Genomic DNA, 20351 nt, shown 5'->3' on the forward strand with positions numbered 1-20351 from the left:
GCTGTCGACTGTGGGGAGTTGGCGTTCGATGAGCAACTTCGCGTTCCTGCGGGCCGAGTGGCCCGAGCTGCTTGACGAGGCCCTGCGGGCCGAGCGACTGGCCGTCGCTGACCCGCGGGCCTCGTGCTTCTACGCCCGGCGCACGCTCGAACTCGCCCTCACCTGGCTCTTCGAGGCGGACAGCACCCTCACCAAGCCGTACAAGGACGACTTGTCGGCGATGATCCACGAGCCGTCGCTGCGCAACCTGGTGGGCAACAGTCTCCAGGCGAAGATGAACATCATCCGCAAGCAGGGCAACACGGCCGTTCACAAGAGCACGCCGGTGACGTCGAAAGAGGCGGTGCCGGTCGTCCGTGAGCTGTTCCACGTCATGTACTGGATCGCCCGGCGTTACACGCGCGATCAGGCGAAGGTCCCGGCGAGTGCCCTGGCCTTCAACCTGGACCTGATCCCCCGGCCGATCCCCTCGCAGGTCCGGCAGCAGACGCAGGTCGAGCTCAAGGCGCTTGCTGACAAGCTCGCCGCGCAGGACGCGGCGCTGGCCGCCGAGCGGGAGAAGTCCGCCACCCTCGACGCCGAGTTGGCGAAGCTGCGCGCCGAGATCGCCGCCGCGAAGGCCGCTAACGAGGCTCGTCCCGACGACCATGACTACGACGAGGCGCAGACCCGAGACCTCTACATCGACCTCATGCTGCGTGAGGCCGGCTGGCGCCTCGACCGCCCGGAGGACCGCGAGTTCGAGGTCACCGGCATGCCCAACACCACGGACACCGGGTACGTCGACTACGTCCTGTGGGGTGACGACGGCAAGCCGCTCGCGGTGGTCGAGGCCAAGCGGACCCGCCGGGACGCCACGGTCGGCCAGCAGCAGGCCAAGCTGTACGCCGACTGCCTGGAGCAGCGGTACGGCCAGCGCCCGGTCATCTTCTACACCAACGGCTACGAGACCTGGCTCTGGGACGACACCGCCTACCCTCCGCGCCCCGTGCAGGGCTTCTACACCAAGGAGGAACTTCAGCTCCTGATCCGGCGCCGCGCCACCCGCAAGCCGCTCGCGGAAGTGCCCATCAAGCAGGAGATCGTCGAGCGGTACTATCAGCACCGGGCGATCCGGGCCATCGGCGAGGCGTTCGAGACGCAGCGGCAGCGCCAAGCGCTCGTCGTGATGGCCACCGGTGCCGGCAAGACCCGCACCGTGATCGCCTTGGTCGACCTGCTGATGCGGGCGAACTGGGTCAAGCGGGTGCTGTTCCTCGCCGACCGCAACGCCCTGGTCAAGCAGGCGGTCAACGCGTTCAAGGCGCACCTGCCCGATGCGGCGACGGTCAACCTGGTCGAGGAAAAGACCGCAGAGGCCCGGGTCTACGTCTCGACCTACCCGACCATGATGGGCCTGATCAACGAGACCGCGAGCGGCGAGCGGCGCTTCGGCCCCGGCTACTTCGACCTGGTCATCATCGACGAGGCGCACCGCTCGGTCTACCAGAAGTACCGGGCGATCTTCTCCTGGTTCGACAGCCTCCTGGTCGGGCTCACCGCGACCCCGCGCAACGAGATCGACCGCAATACCTACAGCCTGTTCAACCTCGAAGACGGCGTCCCCACCGACCACTACGACCTCGACGACGCGGTCAACGAGGGCTTCCTCGTCCCGCCGCGCGCGGTCTCCGTACCGCTGAAGTTCCAGCGCGACGGCATCCGCTACGACGACCTCACCGAGGAGGAGAAGGACGACTGGGACGCCCTCGACTGGGGTGAGGACGGGCCACCGGACAGCGTCGACCCCGACGCGGTCAACAAGTGGCTGTTCAACGCCGACACCGTGGACAAGGTCCTGGAGGCGTTGATGACCCACGGCCACCACGTCGCCGGCGGCGACCGGATCGGCAAGACCATCATCTTCGCCAAGAACAACGCCCACGCCGACTTCATCCAGAAGCGGTTCGACCTCGCCTACCCGATGCACCGCGGCCACCTCGCCCGGGTCATCACCCACAAGACCGAGTACGCCCAGAGCCTCATCGACGCCTTCTCGCAGAAGGAGAAGAACCCGCACATCGCGATCTCGGTCGACATGCTCGACACCGGCATCGACGTACCCGAGGTCGTCAACCTGGTCTTCTTCAAGATCGTGCGGTCGAAGTCGAAGTTCTGGCAGATGATCGGCCGCGGCACCCGACTCCGCAAGGACCTCTACGGCCCCGGCCAGGACAAGCAAAACTTTTACATCTTCGACTTCTGCCAGAACTTCGAGTTCTTCAACCACAACCCGAAGGCGGCCGAGGGCAAGCTGGGCGAGTCGCTGACCGAGCGGCTGTTCAAGGCCCAGCTCGAACTGATCTACCGCCTCGACCAGCGCCTCCCCTCCGATTCCGGCAGCGGTTCGGAGGGCGACGGGACGCAGAGCGAGGCCGCGCTGCGCTGGGACATCGCACGCAACCTCCACCGCCGCGTGGAGAACATCTACCTCGACAACTTCGTCGTCCGCCCCAAGCGGCGCCTGGTGGAGTACTACATCGACTTCGAGCACTGGCACCACCTCACCCCTGAAGCCGTCGACGAAATCGGCGGCAACCTCGCCGGCCTACCCACCGCTGTGAAGGACGAGGACGAGGCGGCCAAGCGGTTCGACCTTATGGCGCTGCGCCTGCAGCTCGGCCAGCTCGACGTGGAACCCGCCTACGATCGGCTGCGCCGGCAGGTGCAGGACATCGCCTCGACTCTGCTGGAGCAGACCAGCATCCCGGCGGTCCGCGAGCAGCAGCAGCTCCTTGACGAGGTGGCCGGCGACGAGTGGTGGCAGGACGTCACCCTGCCCCTGCTGGAGCTGATGCGCCGCCGCCTGCGCGGGTTGGTCAAGCTGATCGAGAGGTCCAAGCGGGCCATCGTCTACACCGACTTCACCGATGAGCTGGGCGAGATTTCTGTCGTCACGCTGAACGACATCAAGATCGGTACGGACTTCGAGCGATTCCGCGCCAAGGCGCGGGTGTACCTGCGCGCCCACGAAGACCACCTGGCATTGCAGAAGCTGCGCCGCAACAAGCAACTCGCCCCGACCGACCTCGACGAGCTGGAGCGGATGCTCGCGGCTAGCGGCGGCGGCACCGAGGAGATCAACGAGGCCCGCCGCTCGGCCCACGGCCTCGGGCTGTTCATCCGCTCGCTGGTCGGACTCGACAGGGAAGCCGCCACCGAAGCGTTCGGCGACTTCCTGACCGGCCGGACGCTCAGCGCGAATCAGTTCAACTTCGTGAACCTGATCGTCGCCCACCTGACCCAGAACGGTGTCATGGAGCCCGAGCGCCTCTACGACTCGCCGTTCAGCGACATCGCCCCGCACGGGCCGGACTCGATCTTCCCGTCCGCCGATGTCGACCGCCTGATCACGATCCTCCACGCGGTCCGAGACACCGCCGCCCCGGAGGGTGAGGTGGCTTGAACGAGTCGGAGACCCGGCGCGAGGTCGCGCGCCCATGGGCGCGCGGTAGGGGAGGGAAACCGCGTCTGCCGTCACGTTCCGTCGACATTGCTACATACCGAACCCGGACAAACCTGCAAAACTCCAGGTCAGGGTCGCCCTGCCCGCCCGACTACGGATCAGAAGGTTAGGGGTTCGAGTCCCTTCGGGCGCACAAGATCAAGAGGGGTCCGGACTGCGGAAACGCGGTTCGGGCCCTTTCTGCTGTCCGGCCTGTTCGGACGGTGGGTGCCACTCGGGTGTCATCACGCTCCGTGACATTCTTTTCTGCGGTGGCTTCGCGCATCGTCGGGTGCGGATCCTCGCCGGCATGTGGGTGCGGCCCGTGGACGGCGACCCGGCCGAGCCGGATCAGGCCGCTCAGGAACGTGCACGCCCGGGCCGGTCGGAGACGTCACAACGAGCTCGGGCCCGGCGCCATCGTCACCGACACGACCGCTGCTGTACGCATCGGTCGGTGGGAGAAAGCGCCGGGCCCGCCGTGCTGGGGAGCCTCAGCTCAAAACGTGGGGTGCCGCCCCGGTACGGACTCGCGCGCTGGGCCGGGCCGGCGCGTCGTCACGGCCGGGCGGTGCGCTGTGCTCGTCGCAGGTTGTCGATGAGCTGTTGACGGCTCTGCCCGTGCACGTGGTGGCGCCACATGGGTGTGCCGGGAGTGCTCCGCCAGGCTTCGCTGAGCGGGCTGTTGTCGACGGTGTCGTATCCGAGCTGGTCGTAGAACCTGGTGACCAGTGCGACGGCTTCGGGGTGGTCGCTCGAGACGACCATGGCGCGTCGGTCGGGCGCGCCGGCGGGGCGGGCCAGCCGGAACAGGCTGGGGGCCTGGACGTGGGTGAACGCCTTGGCGATCTTCGACGTCGGCAGCTGTTCCTGGCGCAGCTCGTGCTCCGTCTTGCGGCCGGAGTCGATGTCCGGGTGATGGCCGTCGCGCCACACCATGTAGTTGTTCGTGTCGAGCACGACCTTGCCGGCGAGTTCCTCGACGGGCAAGGTGTCGCTGGGCTTGTACGGGTAGGCGAGGATTGCGAAGTCTGCGGCCGCGGCGGCGTCGGCGGCGTACGCGGCGCGCGCCGACGGGCCCAGCTCGGCGATGAGCGCCCGGAGGGTTTCCGGTCCGCGCGAGTTGGCGATGACGACGTCGTAGCCTTCGGCGATGGCCGCCCGCGCGAGCTGGCTCCCGACCTCACCAGCGCCGATGATGCCGATCGTGGTCACGGATGTCCTTTCGGAGGTACGTCGTCGAGGGGTGTGGATCTGCTACCGGCGTCAGTGCCGGACTGACGCGGACGGCGATCTGGTGTTCGCCGTGGCCAGGCTTGCGGAAGCCAACAGGGCGAGCTTTCGGCATTGTCCGAACCGGCGTCCGGGTGGTACACGACCATCATGAGGTCGTCGGTTCCGGCGACGGTCAGCCTCTCCCGGTTGAGGGTGAGCTCGCCGACCTGCGGGTGGTTCATGCGAATGGGCGTCCCCCGTTGCCCGCGGACCTCATGGCGGGCCCAGAGCTGACGGAATCGGGGACTCGCGAGCGACAGTTCTCCGGTGAGTTCGATGAAGCGCGGATCGTCGACATCGTTGCCCACGGCCTGCCGCAGGTTGGCGATCAAGCACTCCGTGACGTTTTCCCGTTCCGGGTGCAGGGCCTGCTCGGCCGGATCCAGGAATAGGTCTCTGAGCTGATTGCCGCCCACGGTGAGGCTCGGAGAAAGCGCCCTGGCCAGGCTGTTCGAAGCCACGATGTCGAAATATCGGTCCTCGATGAATGCCGGTTGGACGAGGGAGTCCAGCAGGTTGAGTGCGCCCGGCGGAGGGGTCTGCCGACGCGGCCGGCGCCGGCGCCGGCGGGGTGTCTCCGCGACCAGCGTCAGCAGGACTAGTGGGTGCGGCTCTTCGCGCGCCGCTGCCTACGAGGGCAGCACCGTGTCGACGCCGAGCGTCTGCCCGTGGCGGCGGTAACGGACCAGGACCGCGCGCAGGGACGCGTCGAGGGCGATTCCGGTCTGCCAAGCCGTTCGGTACACCCATACCAGCTGGCCGACAGAGTAGGTGTCGGTGGCGTCTGGGGCCCGGTGGCCTTCGGAAGGCTCAATGGGTGGCTACGTCGCTCTCACCTACACCGGATGTCAGTGTCGTTCGATACCAGCATCGATGAGGCCAATGGGCGGGGCCATCGTGCGGCGGCTGCGTCTTCGGGCTGGTCGCGCCTCTCAGATCGGCTGACTGGCGGTCGACGTCGGCAGCCCAGTGGCAGGGCGGTGGCGCTGAGTTGGTGGGACAGGTCGGGGATGGTGGTGGGCGCCGGGTGGTCGTCGAGGTCCGTGTGGCGGACGCGCCACCGTAGGCTTGCCGGATCATGGCTCATCGCCGTACTCACCACCTCCGTGCCCTGCTCGCCGTGCCGGCGTTCCGGCGACTGCTGGCCGTCCGCCTCGGTGGGCAGTTCACCGACGGGGTGTTCCAGGCCGCCCTGGCCGGCAGCGTGTTGTTCAACCCGGACCGGCAGGCCACGCCGTCGGCGATCGCGTTCGCCGCCGCAGTGCTGGTGCTGCCGTACTCCCTGGTCGGTCCGTTCGCGGGGGTGCTGCTGGACCGGTGGAGCCGCCGGACGGTGACCGTGGTGACCAACCTGGTCCGGGCAGGAGTCGTGCTGCCGATCGCCGCGTTGATCTTCCTTGGGTCGGAAGGGCCGCTGTTCTTCGTGGCGACCGTGGTGGTGATCGGGTTGGGCCGGCTGTTGTTGTCGGGATTGTCGGCGGCGACACCGCACGTGGTGCCTGACCAGCGGCTGGTGACCGCGAACGCGGTCGGCGGTACGGCGGGGTCGGTGGCGTACTCGCTCGGGCTGGGTTGTGCCCTGCTGTTGCTCCAGAGCGTCTTTCCGGCCGGGGACGCCGGCTACGCCGGGATCGCGTTGCTCGCGCCGGTCGGCTACCTGGCGTCCGCAGTGTTGACCCGGTTCTCCTTCGCCCGCGACGAGTTGGGCCCCGACGAGGCCCTGCCGCACCGGCCGGGCCTCGTCGGGGAGGCGGCGGCGGTGGTACGGGGCATGGTCGACGGGGTACGGCACCTGGGGCGGGCGCGTGGTGCCGCGTACGCGATGGGGGCTCAGGCGGGGTTCCGGCTGTTGTTCGGGGTGCTGGCGCTGGCGATGCTGCTGCTCTACCGCAACCGGTTCGCCGGCGACGACCTCGACGGCGTACCTGCGCAGTTGGGTTTGGTCTTCGCCGCGGGCGCGGCCGGCGTGTTGCTGGCGGCGGCGGTGACTCCGGCGGTGGCCCGCCGGGTCGGCGGATGGCGGTGGGTGGTCGGGTTGCTCGCGGCGGTGGCGGTGGTGTTGCCGGTGTTCGGGTTGCCGTTCGACCCTCTGCTGCTGGTCGTTGTCGTGCTGGTGGTCAACGTGGCCGGGCACGGCATCAAGATCGTGGTGGACACAACGGTGCAGCACGAGTGCGCCGACGCGTTCCGGGGGCGGGTGTTCGCGGTGAACGACACGGCGTTCAACCTCGCCTACGTGCTCGGCATGGTGGTCGCGTCCCGGTTCATCCCGGACGACGGGCGGTCACCGGTGCTGCTCGGTGTCGCCGCGGTCGGCTACGGCTGCCTCGCGGTCGGCTACGCGGTCATCGCCGGCCGGTGGGCGCGTAAGGCCGGGGACGACATCGCCCTCCGGGTGGGGACGATGCCGGTGGTCGAGCGGTAGCCGCTGGCGCCGACAACGGCCACGGCGGACGGTGCCGCCGTGGCCGTTGTATGTCGTCTCACCCGTGCCGCGCCCTGCGCGGTGCGGGTCAGCTCTTGAAGGCGTCCTTGATCTTCTCGCCGGCCTGTTTGACGTTCGCGCTGGTCTGGTCGCTGCGGCCCTCGGCTTCGAGCTGCTCGTCGTCGGTAGCCCGGCCGGCGCCTTCCTTCAGCTTGCCGGTGGCCTCTTCGGAGGCGTTACCGACCTTGTCGTCGATACCCATCGAGCCTCCCATGCACACCGCACAGACCGACGAGCTCTTCGTCACCGCCGCAGGTCTTTTCATGACCGCCGTCGTCCTCGCCGGCATGCTGGTCCGCCAACCCCGCGGCTGGGGCCGAGTGGGTTTCGAGGGTGTCCTGCTACGAGCAGCTACCTCGCCATCGTCGCCGTCCTGGCCAGCTGAGCCGCGTCCGACAACCCGCGCGGCCGTCGGTTCGGCCCGTGCGGGCGTGCTCGCGCAGGTGGGAGCACGAAATCCGAGGTTGCCGAGCCGGTAGCGCACACCACAGCGTGCGGCGTGGCGCCGGAAGCCCGGCACCACGCCGCGAGGGAGCTACTTGCCGCCGGTGAGGGCGACCAGGGCGTTGGCGGTGCGGAAGTACGGGTTACGGCCCAGATCGCCGACGGTGGTGATGTTGAAGGCGTCCTTGAGCAGCTTGGCGTCGCCGTCGCTGACCCCGGCGAGGGCGGACACCGGGGCGTCGACGATCTCGGTGAGGGTCTTGTCCTGGTAGGCCTTGTCGACCAGCTTGGTGAGGTCGGCGGTGACGGGCATGCACACTCCTTCGAAGTCCCGGTCGGGCAATCCGACCGGCTACGGACAAACCTGCGGAATTAGATCATGGAGTGGACGCTTGAATCCACTGTGGATCGCAGTGGTTCACGCCTCCTCGTCGCCGCCCTCTTCGTCGCCGAAGGAGTCGAAGACCTCGTCGGCGACCATGCCGCCGGCGAAGCCGAGCGCGGCGCCGCCGACCACACCCGCGGCGACGGCACCCATTCCGGGGCCGCCATGCCGCTCGTGGTGCTCCTCCTTGTAATGCCCCCCGGGGTGGCCGTGTCCGGCGTGCCCGTAGCCGGGCTGCCCGTAGCCGGGCGGCGGGGGCGGGTAGCCCGGTGTGCCGTAGCCCTGGGCGGGCGGGGCGTAGCCGTGGCCGGCGTGCAGGCTCTGGTAGCCGTCGAGGGCCTCGCGGACCCAGCCGTCGACCTGCGCGGCCCAGTCCACGCGGTCGGCGTCGGCGTGCGCGGCGTGGTAGCGGCCGTAGGAGTCGTGGCCGCTGGTGAACATGCCGCCGCGCTTGTCGAACTCCAGCACGACATCGACGCCGTGCTCGTTCGCGACGAAGGTCAGCTCGACCTCGTTGACGGTGTGGGCGTACTGCGGGGCGGCGTAGTACTCGACCTCCTGGTAGAACGGCAGGCTCTGGTGCAGCCCCGAGATGTGCCCGCGTTCCAGGTCGGCGCCCTTGAACCCGAAGCCGAGCCGGCCGAAGGCCTCCAGGATGCGCTCCTGCACCGGCAGCGGGTGCACGTACACCGGGTCGAGGTCGCCCTTGTCGACCGCACCACGGATGGCCACCTCGGTGCGCAGGCCCATGGTCATGCCGTGGAGGTGCTGCCCGTACAGGTCGGTCACCGGCGTCTCCCACGGCATCGCCACCTGCAACGGCAGCGACAACTGCTGGCCCTCGCGCAGGTGCAGGCCACCGGCGACCTGAACACGGTGGAACTCGACGAGGGCGTCGTACTCCTCCTCCGCCCCGTCGATCTCCGCCCGGGTGACCAGCCCGACGGTGATGTGGTCGATCTCCACGTCGTGGCTGCCGCCGGTCAGGTTGACCTGCCCGCCCAGCATCAGCCCTGGGCGGGTGTTCGGATTGGACAGGACTGTATCGACGCTCGGGCCGCCCACTCCGAACGCACCAAGCATCTTCTTGAACACCACGAGCCTCTCCCTCGACGGCCACCGGACGAACGACACCCGGATCCGGTGGGATTTCCACCAGAACCCTTGTGTCGCAACGAGATCAACGACGTCCATATTGGATGCCGTCGCGCCGGGAAGCTACCAACGCCACCTGAGAAGTAGCTGAGTGCATTCGCAGCGTTACTCTCGGATAGCATGGTGTGGCTGTCGGATCCTGCCCTCGTCGAGTGTGGCCGCCACCCCTCACCGCACGCGCTCGTCAGTCGTCGGTCGGGCCTGTCAGGAGGTGGTCTCGTCCCCGCTGGCTTCGTGCCCGTCGCCGCGCACCGGTGTGGTGCGCAGGCGTACCCGGGTGATGGCCCGTCCGGTCACCTCCGCGACCTCGGCGGTCAGGCCCGGTAGATCGATCACCTCGCCGGGCGTCTTCGGGATGTGGCCGAGGTGGGCCAGGACCAGGCCGGCCACGGTCGTGTAGTCGCCGGCCTCGAGGACGTCCTCGTCGAGGTCGATGCCGACGTCGGTCAGGTCGTGCAGCGGGAAGCCGCCCGGCATCAGCAGCGACCCGTCCGCCTCGCGCACGACGGCCTGCACGTCCCGGTCGGTCTCGTCGTAGATCTCCCCGACGATCTCCTCGACCAGGTCCTCCATCGTCACGATGCCGTCGATGGAGCCCCGCTCGTCCACGACGAGGGCGAACTGCTGCCGCTGGGCGCGCATCTCCCGGATCGCCTCGGTCACCTTCAACGTCTCCGGCAGATACAGCGCAGGGCTGGCGTGCTCGGCGACCGGGCCGTCCTGGTCGAGCAGGTCCCGCATGTGCACCACGCCGACGGTGTCGTCCAGGCCGCCGCGGCCCACCACCGGGGCGCGGGTCTGCCCCGACCTGCCCAGCTCCCGCAGCGCCTGCGGCGCGGACAGCGTCTCGGACAGGGTGACCACCTGCCGGCGCGGGACGAGGATCTCCCGCAGGATCCGCTCGGCCACCTCGAACGCCCCCGAAATGATCAACCGGTGTTCGGGGGTGAGGTTGCGCTGCGCGGCGACCATGTCCCGCAACTCCTCGGTGGTGACCTCCTCCCGCCGGGCACGCGGGTCACCGCCGGTCAGCCGCACCACCGCGTCGCTGGCTTTGCTCAGCAGCCACACCGCCGGGCGGGAGAACGCCGACAACGCGTCCAGCGGGCGGGCGACCAGCAGCGCCCAGCCCTCCGCGCGCTGCATCGCGATCCGCTTCGGCGCCAACTCACCCAAAACCAGGGTGACGAAGGTCAGCACGATGGTGACCAGCACGATCGACACCGGCTCCGCCGCTGACCCCAGGAACCCCAGCGGTTCCACCAGCGGTGCCGCAAGCGACACCGCCGCCGCCGCCGAGGCGAGGAAACCGGCCAGGGTGATGCCGATCTGAATGGTGGCCAGGAACCGATTCGGGTCCCGCGCCAGCTTCGCCAGCACCCGCCCCGCCCGGGAGGTCCGCTCCAGACGCTGCAGTTGGCTCTCCCGCAGCGACACCAACGCCATCTCGCTGCCCGCGAACACCGCGTTCACCAACACCAACACGAACACCAGCGTGACCTGCACGCCATAGCCACCCACGGCCTGTTCGACGCCTCCTCGACCGGACCATCCGGAGCATCAACGGTAACGGTGGCCGGCACACAGAAGCCCATACACCCCACAATCCAGCACAACGGACCGCTGATGCCTACTCGCCTTCGGTGGAGCGGTACCCACATCACCGCGTGGTGTTCCCCGGTTACGGCGTGGCAGTGGGCACACAGCAAGGTTTCAGGCTGCCTGCCTAACCTGGCCGGCATGTTCCGTGACGGAGAGCCTCCCAGTACCAGCCAGCCTGAGGTCCGAGAGGCGGCGTGCCGGTGACCGAGTGGCTGCTGCTGGCCGTCGCGGTCCTGCTGATCGCGGCGAACGCGCTGTTCGTGGCCGCGGAGTTCGCCTTCGTCACGGTCGACCGGGCGACGGTCGAGCGCCGGGCGCAGGACGGCGACCGCCGCGCCGCCGGACTACTGGCAGGGTTGCGGACCCTGTCGACGCAGCTGTCCGGGGCGCAGTTGGGCATCACGGTCACCAGTCTGGTCGTCGGGTTCCTGGCCGAGCCGTCCCTGGCCACGCTGCTGCGCGGCCCGCTCGGGCTCACCGGCCTTTCCGACTCCGCGGTGACCGCGGTGGCGTTGACGCTGGCGTTGGCACTGGCGACGGGCTTCCAGATGGTCTTCGGTGAGCTCGTACCCAAGAACTGGGCGATCTCCGAACCGCTGCGCGTCGGCCGCGCCGTCGCCGGGGCGCAGCGCGGCTTCACCACCGCCGCCGGCCCGCTGATCCGTGTCCTCAACGGCACCGCCAACCGGATCCTGCGCCTGATGGGCATCGAACCAACCGAGGAACTGGCCTCGGCGCGATCCCCGCAGGAACTCGCCTCGCTCGTCAGCCGGTCCGGCCGCGAGGGCACCCTCGACGCCCGGACCGCGGAACTCGTCGCGCGTTCGATCGACTTCGGCGAGCGTACGGCGGCCGATGTGATGACCCCTCGTACCCGGGTGCGGTTCGTCTCCGCCGACGCGCCCGCGGCGGAGGTCCTGGCCCTCGCCGCCGGCACCGGGCACGCCCGATTCCCGGTCACCGGCACCGGCGTGGACGACGTCATCGGCGCGGTGCACTTCAAGCACGTCCTGGCCGTGCCCACGGCACAGCGGTCCACGCAGTCGGTCCGGACGATCACGTCCGGGCTGCCGGAGGTGCCGGAGACCATGCCGTTGGACCCGCTGCTGGCCGTCCTGCGTGAGCAGGGACTGCAGATGGCGGTCGTCGTCGACGAGTACGGCGGCACCGCCGGCATCGTCACGCTGGAGGATCTCGTCGAGGAGATCGTCGGTGAGATCGCCGACGAGCAGGACGCCCCGCATCGCCGCCACCACCGGGCCGCCGATGGGACGTGGACCCTGTCCGGCCTGCTGCGACCCGACGAGGCGTCCCGGCTGATCGGCCTCGACCTACCGGAGGCGCGGGACACCGACACCCTCGGCGGCCTCGTGACCGAGCACCTCGGCCGCTTCCCGCAGATCGGCGACACCATCACCGTGCCCGTCGCCGACCGTAACCAATCCGACCCGGACGGTCTGCCGACCCCGACCCGCGCCGAACTCGCCGTCACCCGGCTCGACGGCCGCCGCGTCGACCGGCTCACCCTGCGCCGTACCGACAACCACCTGAGCGAGGAAGCCCGGTCATGAGCGACCTCACCGCGATCCTGCTGGCCGTGGCGCTGCTGGCCGGCAACGCCTTCTTCGTCGGGGCGGAGTTCGCCCTGATTTCCGCCCGCCGTACGCAGATCGAACCGCGCGTCGCGGCCGGCTCGACCGTCGCCCGGATCACCCTGCGCGCGATGGAGAACGTCTCCCTGATGATGGCCGGCGCGCAACTCGGCATCACCGTCTGCTCCCTCGGCCTCGGCGCGATCGGCGAACCCGCCGTCGCGCACCTGCTGGAGAAGCCCTTCGCCGCCGTCGGCGTACCCGAGGCGCTGCTGCATCCCATCGCGTTCACCATCGCCCTGGCGATCGTGGTGTTCCTGCACATGGTGCTCGGCGAGATGGTGCCCAAGAACATCGCCCTCGCCGGTCCTGAACGCTCCGCCCTGGTCCTCGGGCCGATGCTCTACGGCATCGTCACCGTCCTGCGTCCGCTGATCTGGCTGCTCAACCAGATCGCCAACACGGTCCTTAGGCTGCTGCGCGTCACTCCGAAGGACGAGGTGACCTCCACCTTCACCAACGAGGAGATCGCCGGCTTCATCGCCCAGTCCCGTCAGGAAGGGCTGATCGACCAGCAGGAACACGACCTGCTCACCGGTGCGCTGGCCTTCAACGACCAGACCGCCGCCACCGTCGCGCTCCCGCTGGCCTCCCTCATCACCCTGCCCCAGGACACCACCATCGCCGAGTTGGAACGGCAGTGCGCGGCAACCGGATACTCCCGTTTCCCGCTCACCGATTCGCAGGGCGGGCTCACCGGGTACGTGCATGTCAAGGACATCCTCGAACTGCCAGCGGAACAGTACGACGAGCCCCTCGACTCCGGGCTGATCCGCCCGCTCGCCACCCTCGACGCCGCAAGGTCGTTGCGCGACGCGCTCACCGTGATGCAACACCGGGGCGCCCACCTCGCCACCGTGGTCGACCCGACCGGCCAGATCCTCGGCCTGGCCGCGCTCGAGGACATCGTGGAGAAGCTCGTCGGCGAGGTCCGCGACGCCACCCAACACACCACCGACCGCGCCATGGTTCCCTCCTGACCCGATGCCCGCCCTCACGAGCCGACTCGTCGCCCCGCCTGAGCCGGGGTTGACTGAGCCGTCAAGGCAGAGGCGGCACTTGTCGCGGTCGGCATCGTCGGCCCGGGACGTGGCCGTGGGCTGGGCATGATAAAGAGCTTGACCAGCCACGGTTACCAACCGCGATGGTGCCTGCGGCTTGCGACCGGCCCGCCCCACCGAGGCACGCCCCGCCCGCTGGAAGAGCCCACCTTGGATGCGGCGACGTGTCCGCCGCAATCAGACAGCGAGCCAACACCTGGATAGCACCCACGGCGCTGGTCGGCCGCAGCGCACGCTGAGCAACAGGTTACGGCGGCGGCGGTGCACCGGCGTCAGACACCCGGCGGCTCCTGCAGCATCGCCGTGACCTGCCGCAGGCGGGCGTCCCAGTCCGCGGGCTTGACGCCGGGGTAGGCGGCGTCGAGGTACCTGGCCCACTGCTTGGTGCTGCCGAGGATCGTGGTGCCCATCAGGTGGATCGCGCCGCGGCGGTAGGCGGCCACCCGCATATCACCGAGTTTGACCTGCTGCTCGCGGGTGAACGGCGCGATTTCGACCAGCGCGGTGACCAGCTCCGGGGCCTTGGCCGCGACGATCGTGACCGCACCACCGGCGATCGAGTGCCCGACCAGGACCGCCGGCCCACCGAGGTGCCTCACCAGGGCGATCAGGTCACCGGCGAGAGCGGTACGGGTGTAGGACGCCCACCCGACGCTGGACTCACCGTGCCCGCGCAGGTCCATCGCGGCGACCCGGTACCCGGCCTGCACCAGCGCGGGGACAAGGAAACGGAAGGCCTCGCGGCTGTCCGTTAGCCAAAAGCTATCACCTTTAGCCGAGGAGCCAACCCCTGGAACCCACCGACCAGCTATCGCCCACCTGGCCGTCCTGGCCGGCTGCTACCCCGGTCTCGTCGGCCGGCGCGTCGCGACCCCTGTTCCGGCTCCGCGTGTCGCCGCGCCGCCCGGAACTCCACCGATGACACGTGTCATCGGAATTTGTGCGCCCGTTCGGTCCGCTGGCCTGCCGAGGACCGGAGCTCGGTGCCTCCCGTGGCCGGGGACGCCTGCCACCGAGGGCGGCAGGCCGGTGCCGCCGTCGCCGCCCGCGCCTCGGCAGGGCGCTCCTGCGTTGGCTTCGTACTCTGGCTGATCTGGCACCGGATCTCCTCGCCAGGTCTGCCAGCGTCAAGGACCAGACGCGCGGTGGCTTCCGCGGCTTCGCGCTGAGACTCGGGTAGGACGCTGGTGTAGGTGTCGCGGTCAGTTGGATGGGTGGCGTGTCCGAGTGGTCCTGCATCGCTTTGAGGTCGGCGCCGGCTTCCCGTGCCAGGTTGCGGCGCCGTGTCGTAGGTCGTGCAGCCGGATCGGGGCTGCCCGGAGCGGCGACGGCCCTTCACTCGGTGGTCAATCGACGACCAGCAACCGGGTGTCGATGGCCTCGCGTAGTGCCGGCAGCATGAGCGCCACCACGCCGATGACCGCCAGTCCACAGCCGGCCGTCGTCGCCGCCAACTGTGCCCATGGCACGGTCAACTCGGGATGCTCGCTGACGACGAAGAACGCTTCTGCCATCGGGATCGTGCACACCATGCCGACCAGCGCACCCGGTAACAGGTTCGCTGCCGTCTGCCCCAGTAACACCAGTCGTAGCGTGCGAACGGTGACTCCCTGAGCCCGCAGCGCCGCGATCCCGCGCCGCTCCTCGAGGAGTCGGTCGAGCAGGGCCACCGCGAGGGACAACGTCGAAACGACGAAGGCGAGCACAAGTCCGGCCCAGGCCACCTGTCGGTAGGTCTGACTCACCGACTGCGCCTCCCGCACCATCATCTCGACGTCGCGGACCTCCCGACTGCTTCCCTCCTGCAATCGTTGGACGGCCGTTCGCACCCGTTCGACGACGACGGGATCGCTGCTCGACACGGTGACCAGAAGCTGTCGAACGGGCGCGACGTGGAGTGCCTGCTGCGGAACCCGAGACACCGGAACGATCCCTGCACCGATCCCGAGTTCACCCAGTCCGTCGAGGGCATGGTCGACGATCTTGCCGAGACGCACGGGCCCGAGCTCGACGTACTCGACGCCGTCGGCGCTCTCGGAACCGTACTGGTACGCCGCCAGTGGTTCCCCGGTGCTCAGCGGGTTCTTCGCTCCTTCGGACGGCGTCAGGTACGTACTCTCTGGGCCACACTCCGGCAGTGGGACACGCAGCACCGACGACAGTGCGGAACAGTCACCGGCCACCGCATTGACACCCGCATAGCCCTCACCCGAACGACCCAGCTCGACGGTGACCAGATGTGCCACACCGGTCACGCCGGGCAGTTCCAGCTCGCCCGGTGCGGGTGCCCGCTCGACGTTCGCGAGAAGCGTGTGTGGCTTGAGACGTTGCTCCAGCTGAGTCAGCGAAGCGGGGGTGCTCCCATCGGCGAGCGGCAGCACCGCGAGGAACCAGCCGGAGGCGAACACCAGAAGGGTGACGACGCCAACCACCCGCGCGGCGGTTGCCGCTGACGCCTGGGCGCGCCGAGCCGCGAGGAGAACGGCCGGGCTGCCGTCCATTCGCAGCATGAGACCGGCCACCCCGAGACATAGCGTCGGCGCGCCGACCAGCAGACCAATCATGATCAGCAAGGCGGCCAGGAAGAGCGGTACGACGGCTGCGCTGCCGGTCTGGTCAGTGGTGAACAGCCAGCAGGCCATCAGCAGACCGACGACCAGCGGCAGCAGCCGCCATCGTCCCGACCGGACGACGGCGCGGCGTCGGACGACACCCATCGGATTGACGACCACCCGCCGAAGTGCGACCACAGCAGTCGCCGTAGCGAACACCGGAAGGCCCACGACGATCGCCGTTGCGGCTGGTATCGGCGGCAGGGCATCGGCGAGGAAGGCGCCCTCACCTGGTAGCCGGGCCGCGACCGCGGCGGCGAGCGTCAGGAAGATCAGGCCCCCTCCGATCGAGCCGATGGCTGCGGCCATCCCGACCTCGATGGCGGTGAGCAGCCGGACCTGCATGGCCGACATCCCGGACAACCGGAGCGCGGCGAGCCGACGGTCACGTTCCTGCGACCCCCATCGGACCGCGTTGACGACCAGTGCCAGCAGCGGAAGCAGCAATGCCGCGAGGCCGATCGGCACGGCCAGCCGCAACCCTCCCGGAAGCGGCGGGACGTCCTCGGGCCTGGCGCCCCAGCCGGAGGCCGGAACGTAGTCGGCGGGGAACGCCTCCGGGGCCGCTCCGATCCACACCGTCCACTCACGAGGCCCGGTCAGTCCGGCGTCGCCCACCGTGCCGACGACCCGGTGCGGGTACCGCTCGCGCAACGTCGCATCCGCTCGTAGAGCGTCCCTGACCGCCGGGGAGACGACGATCTCACCGGTGAGCGGCAGGCGGTCCAGCCCCGGCGGAGGCGGCGCGTTCGATCGGGCCGCTGCCACCTCGGTGACGAGCAGCTTGCGATCGAGGTAGACATCGGTCCACCGGCGGGCGAGTAGCGTGCCGTCCGATCGCACCGCACCGCGCTCCAGCGTCGGCGCCCGGTCAGCCGCCCGATCGCGCTGGGCCTCGTTCAGTGGTAGCGCTACCGAGCCGGCCAGCAGGAATATCGCGGCCACCGCCATCCCGGCAGCGGTCAACAGGAACCGCTTCCGCGACCGCGGGCTGCCGGTGGCCAGTTGCGCGGCCAGCCCGACGACGCCGGTCGGCTTCACCGCGGCGCTCCTGTCGCCGGCGGAACCACCCGGCCGTCCCGCAACACCACCTCACGCTCCGCGTATGCGGCGATCTTGTCGTCGTGTGTCACCAGGACCAGAGCGCATCGCCGATTCCTGACCTGCTGAACGAGCAGATCGAGCACCAGCTCGCCGTTCGCCGTGTCCAGCGCGCCGGTCGGCTCGTCGGCGAAGATGACGTCCGGTTCCGGGGCCAGCGCCCTGGCCACAGCGACCCGCTGCTGCTGCCCGCCCGACATCTCACCAGGCCGCCGACGAGCCAGCTCCTCGACACCGAGGTCGCGCAACCAGGAGCGCGCGGTCTCCTCCGCCGGGCCCCGGCCGACACCGTTGAGCCGCAGGTTGAGTGAGACGTTCTCCAACGCCGTCAACTCCGGCACCAGATGGCCGAATTGGAAGACGAAACCGAACCGTTGGCGGCGCAGTGCGCTCCGCTCGGCATCAGACATCGTGTTCAGGTCCCGGCCGGTGAACCACGCCCGCCCCTCGCTGGGCGCCACCAGCCCGGACAGGCAGTGCAGCAGCGTCGACTTGCCCGAGCCGCTGGAGCCGATGATCGCGATGCTGTCGCCACGCTCCACGGTCAGGTCCACACCATCCAAAGCGCGGGTCAACCCGTACGTGACTCGCAGCTGCTCAGATCGCAGAAGCGGCGTTCCGGACTGCTTGTGGCTCGGCGACGACTCCATGGCCTGCCTCACCCCGCCGGTACCGCGTCGATGTGCCAGCGCTCGTCGATCTGTACGAGGGTCAGCGTGGTGGAGCCCAGTGCGTCGATCGCGCCCTGCTGGCTGCCGTCGAGTTGCAGCTCAACGGTGGCTTTGCCAGCGTTGACCTGTGGATCCTTCATCTTCACCTCGCGCAGCGCCGCGGCCGACGCCTGATCCAGGCGGTTGGCGACCGACTTCACGCTCTGCAGGCAGTCGTCGTTGGCGGCTCGCTTCGCGAGCGCCTCCTGTGCCGCCTTGCTCATCAGGGAGCACGCCTTCGGCCCGTCACCGTCGGCGAGGGCGCGGGTGTACAGCGGAATGATCTCGCGAACGCCTTCGGCCCCCGGCCGATGTCCGGGGTCACGGCCCTCCGAGCATGAGACGACCGCCAACACCGGGAGTACGGCGAGAGCGATCCGGGCGGCGAACACCCGCTTGGAACGACACATGGACGAAGTGCTCCTCACCGGTCGGCGATGGCTGACGGTCAGCCTTTGATGTCGAAACTGGGATGGAGACAGCGCTCGTTACTGACGTCGCAGGGCGTCCGGCGACCCGGACCATCAGGGCGAGGCCGATTGCCACGGGGTGAGGACGGACCGCCATCCGTTCCACGCCGTGATTCCCACGACGACGGCCACGCCGGTGTACGCCCCGATCACGACACCGACCAGGCCCCCGTGGACATGTTCATCACTTGTTGTCGGCGTCGTGAATCAGTGCGGCATGGCTCTCGACGTCATGCTGGATGTTGGCCAGTCGGCGCTCGGTCGAATCGATCCAACGAAGATCGGCGTCCAGATGGAGAATCGCCAGGTCCGCGGCGATCACTTCCAGGCGGCCGGAATTCGACGAAGTTTTGATCTTCGTCATCTCACGCATGAGCGCGCGATGGGCGGCTCGTTGCACGTCCAGCACCCGAGCGGCGTCTCGCTGCGTCAACAAGGCAAGAACCACTTTGGCGTAAAGGTCAGGTTGGAGGTAGTGCTGTGCGCCCTCCGGCTCGAAGAACCAACGATCGAGGCCACTCGTGCCGGCCTCGGTCACCTGAAAGAACGTCCGGTCCGGACCGCTGGCACGCCCCACACCGACGGCGGTCACCAGCCCGTCCCGCTGCAACCGTTGGAGGGTGCTGTAGATCTGTCCGGATCGCAACGGTCGCCGGAGACCCAGCAGGGCGGCATAACGTTGGTGCAGCTCGTAGCCATGTATAGGACGTGGTTCCATCAGGGCGAGGAGCGTCTCCGGCGCGGCCATGTAGAGCAGTATCCACTGAGTGGCTAGTGGCGGCAACCCTGCTGCCGACCTCGGCGCGTCAGCAGAACGGCGCCCGATTCCCGCCACCTCAGGGGAAGTCGGTCCCGCGACCTGCGCCCGTCGCCGGTCGGACGGCGACGGGCCGCAGGTGGTGGATGCCACCTGCGGCCCGTCGGCCTCACCGTGCGGTTGGTCGTCTCACCAACCCTGGGAACATCGTGGCCGTCGGCTCAGGCGCAGATCGCCTGGATGGCCAGGCCGTCGCTGGGCACGCCGGTCAGCGAGAGGCGGACCGCTCTGAGGTCAGGGTCCAGGTAGAGGGAGTTCAGGAAGGTCTGACCGGTCGAGCCGGCTCCCGTGGCTCCGCCGACCGAGTGCACCTGCTCGGTTCCCGGGCAGACGTGGCTGGCCGAGCTGACCCCGGTCTGCACCGATCCCTCGGCCGCCGCCCCCACCGGGTTGGCGCAGATGGCGTACGCGGTGACCTGCCAGTTGCCCGAGTAGGCGCCGTCCTCCGCGGCGGCGGCCCGGGCGATGTCCAGGGGTCCGGAGGCCCGGGACATCTGCAGGCCGACGCGGCCGAGACCGCCACCGGCGATGCTCGCCCCGCTGCCGATCACCCGCTGGCCGCTCGGGCAGCCCGCGGCGGTGCTCCGCGGCGAGACCGAGGAGTAGCCGGAGCCCTGCGCGACGATGGCGTACCCGGGCACCGAGGTCGCCGGGGCGCAGATGGCGTAACCCTCCAGGGCCCAGTTGCCGCTGATCCCGCCCGGCGGTTCGTCCGCCCAGACCTCGTACCGGTCGGTCTGGCCGGGGCCGCTGATCGGCTGCAGGTGGCTCAACCGGATCGACCCCGCCGCCGGGCCGCTCACCCGGGCACCGCCGCCGATCACCCGCATCCCGCTCGGACACTCGGCCGCCCGGGTCTTCGGTGACTGTGAATCCGTCGCGGTGCTGACGTGGGTGGTCCGGATCAGGCCACTGACCGCCGCGGCCGGGGTGGTCGCGACGAGCTGGGCGGCCACACCGATCGGCAGGGTGGCGAGCAGCGCCGCCGCGCGGAGACCGGCCCGACCTTGTTTCGTGTTCATGGCTCCTCATTTCGGATGTATCGAGGTGACTGGCTCGTGCCGTCGACATGGACTGTGCTGCGTGGACGTTCGGAGA

Annotated in this window: 16 protein-coding genes; 4 read left to right on the top strand and 12 right to left on the bottom strand. The window is 69.3% G+C overall.

All coding sequences use genetic code 11. The features are described 5' to 3' along the window. Positions 1–28 precede the first annotated feature (28 nt). On the top strand, positions 29–3445 hold the full coding sequence (locus D7223_RS30555) for a DEAD/DEAH box helicase family protein (RefSeq protein WP_120732849.1): 3417 nt from the start codon (positions 29–31) through the stop codon (positions 3443–3445). A gap of 597 nt (positions 3446–4042) precedes the next feature. On the opposite strand, the gene D7223_RS30560 is transcribed toward D7223_RS30555, so the two are convergent. Both D7223_RS30560 and D7223_RS30565 read right to left on the bottom strand, forming a co-directional pair. Next, positions 4043–4699 (bottom strand): NADPH-dependent F420 reductase, encoded by a 657-nt coding sequence (locus D7223_RS30560; RefSeq protein WP_120732851.1) that lies wholly within the window; start codon positions 4697–4699, stop codon positions 4043–4045. Continuing rightward, positions 4696–5355 (bottom strand): MmyB family transcriptional regulator, encoded by a 660-nt coding sequence (locus tag D7223_RS30565; RefSeq protein ID WP_158610947.1) that lies wholly within the window; start codon positions 5353–5355, stop codon positions 4696–4698. Before D7223_RS30565 ends, D7223_RS30560 begins: the two co-directional genes overlap by 4 nt. Before the next feature lie 482 nt (positions 5356–5837). Between D7223_RS30565 and D7223_RS30570 the strand changes: the two genes are divergently transcribed. Next, positions 5838–7184, top strand: a complete 1347-nt coding sequence (locus D7223_RS30570) for an MFS transporter (protein WP_120732852.1) — start codon at positions 5838–5840, stop codon at positions 7182–7184. An 88-nt stretch (positions 7185–7272) separates the two neighbouring features. Here D7223_RS30570 and D7223_RS30575 read toward each other — a convergent pair whose 3' ends face one another. The 4 genes from D7223_RS30575 to D7223_RS30590 all read right to left on the bottom strand — a co-directional run bounded on the left by D7223_RS30575 (position 7273) and on the right by D7223_RS30590 (position 10749). Beyond that, entirely contained in the window at positions 7273–7446 is a 174-nt protein-coding gene (locus D7223_RS30575; RefSeq protein ID WP_120732855.1) for a CsbD family protein, read from the bottom strand. 333 nt (positions 7447–7779) lie between these two features. Beyond that, positions 7780–8001 carry a hypothetical protein gene (locus D7223_RS30580; protein WP_120732857.1) on the bottom strand — a complete coding sequence of 74 codons (222 nt, stop codon included), beginning with the start codon at positions 7999–8001 and terminating at the stop codon, positions 7780–7782. Positions 8002–8106: 105 nt separating this feature from the next. After that, positions 8107–9171 (bottom strand): sporulation protein, encoded by a 1065-nt coding sequence (locus D7223_RS30585; RefSeq protein WP_120732860.1) that lies wholly within the window; start codon positions 9169–9171, stop codon positions 8107–8109. Between the two features lie 261 nt (positions 9172–9432). Further along, entirely contained in the window at positions 9433–10749 is a 1317-nt protein-coding gene (locus D7223_RS30590) for a hemolysin family protein (protein ID WP_120732861.1), read from the bottom strand. Between the two features lie 275 nt (positions 10750–11024). On the opposite strand from D7223_RS30590, the gene D7223_RS30595 reads away from it, so the two are divergent. Together D7223_RS30595 and D7223_RS30600 are read left to right on the top strand one after the other, a co-directional pair. Next, the gene (locus tag D7223_RS30595) at positions 11025–12401 is read left to right on the top strand and encodes a hemolysin family protein (protein WP_202864719.1); all 1377 of its coding nucleotides are present in this window, start codon (positions 11025–11027) and stop codon (positions 12399–12401) included. Further along, a complete protein-coding gene (locus D7223_RS30600; RefSeq protein WP_120732863.1) occupies positions 12398–13462 on the top strand; it encodes a hemolysin family protein in 1065 nt (354 codons plus the stop codon). Before D7223_RS30595 ends, D7223_RS30600 begins: the two co-directional genes overlap by 4 nt. Before the next feature lie 353 nt (positions 13463–13815). On the opposite strand, the gene D7223_RS30605 is transcribed toward D7223_RS30600, so the two are convergent. The 6 genes from D7223_RS30605 to D7223_RS30630 all read right to left on the bottom strand — a co-directional run bounded on the left by D7223_RS30605 (position 13816) and on the right by D7223_RS30630 (position 20275). Continuing rightward, positions 13816–14355 (bottom strand): alpha/beta fold hydrolase, encoded by a 540-nt coding sequence (locus D7223_RS30605; RefSeq protein ID WP_120732865.1) that lies wholly within the window; start codon positions 14353–14355, stop codon positions 13816–13818. Between the two features lie 534 nt (positions 14356–14889). Continuing rightward, the gene (locus tag D7223_RS30610; RefSeq protein ID WP_120732867.1) at positions 14890–17196 is read right to left on the bottom strand and encodes an ABC transporter permease; all 2307 of its coding nucleotides are present in this window, start codon (positions 17194–17196) and stop codon (positions 14890–14892) included. Further along, positions 17193–17906 (bottom strand): ABC transporter ATP-binding protein, encoded by a 714-nt coding sequence (locus tag D7223_RS30615; RefSeq protein WP_120732921.1) that lies wholly within the window; start codon positions 17904–17906, stop codon positions 17193–17195. The genes D7223_RS30610 and D7223_RS30615 overlap by 4 nt, the downstream gene beginning before the upstream one ends. Before the next feature lie 8 nt (positions 17907–17914). Then, a complete protein-coding gene (locus D7223_RS30620) occupies positions 17915–18358 on the bottom strand; it encodes a hypothetical protein (protein ID WP_120732869.1) in 444 nt (147 codons plus the stop codon). Between the two features lie 262 nt (positions 18359–18620). Further along, on the bottom strand, positions 18621–19184 hold the full coding sequence (locus tag D7223_RS30625; RefSeq protein WP_120732871.1) for a PadR family transcriptional regulator: 564 nt from the start codon (positions 19182–19184) through the stop codon (positions 18621–18623). Between the two features lie 230 nt (positions 19185–19414). Further along, positions 19415–20275: a hypothetical protein gene (locus tag D7223_RS30630; protein ID WP_120732873.1), complete on the bottom strand. Its 861-nt coding sequence runs from the start codon at positions 20273–20275 to the stop codon at positions 19415–19417. Positions 20276–20351: the final 76 nt, after the last annotated feature.

It is taken from the genome of Micromonospora endolithica (genome assembly GCF_003626595.1).
GTDB classification, from domain to species: Bacteria; Actinomycetota; Actinomycetes; order Mycobacteriales; family Micromonosporaceae; genus Micromonospora; species Micromonospora endolithica.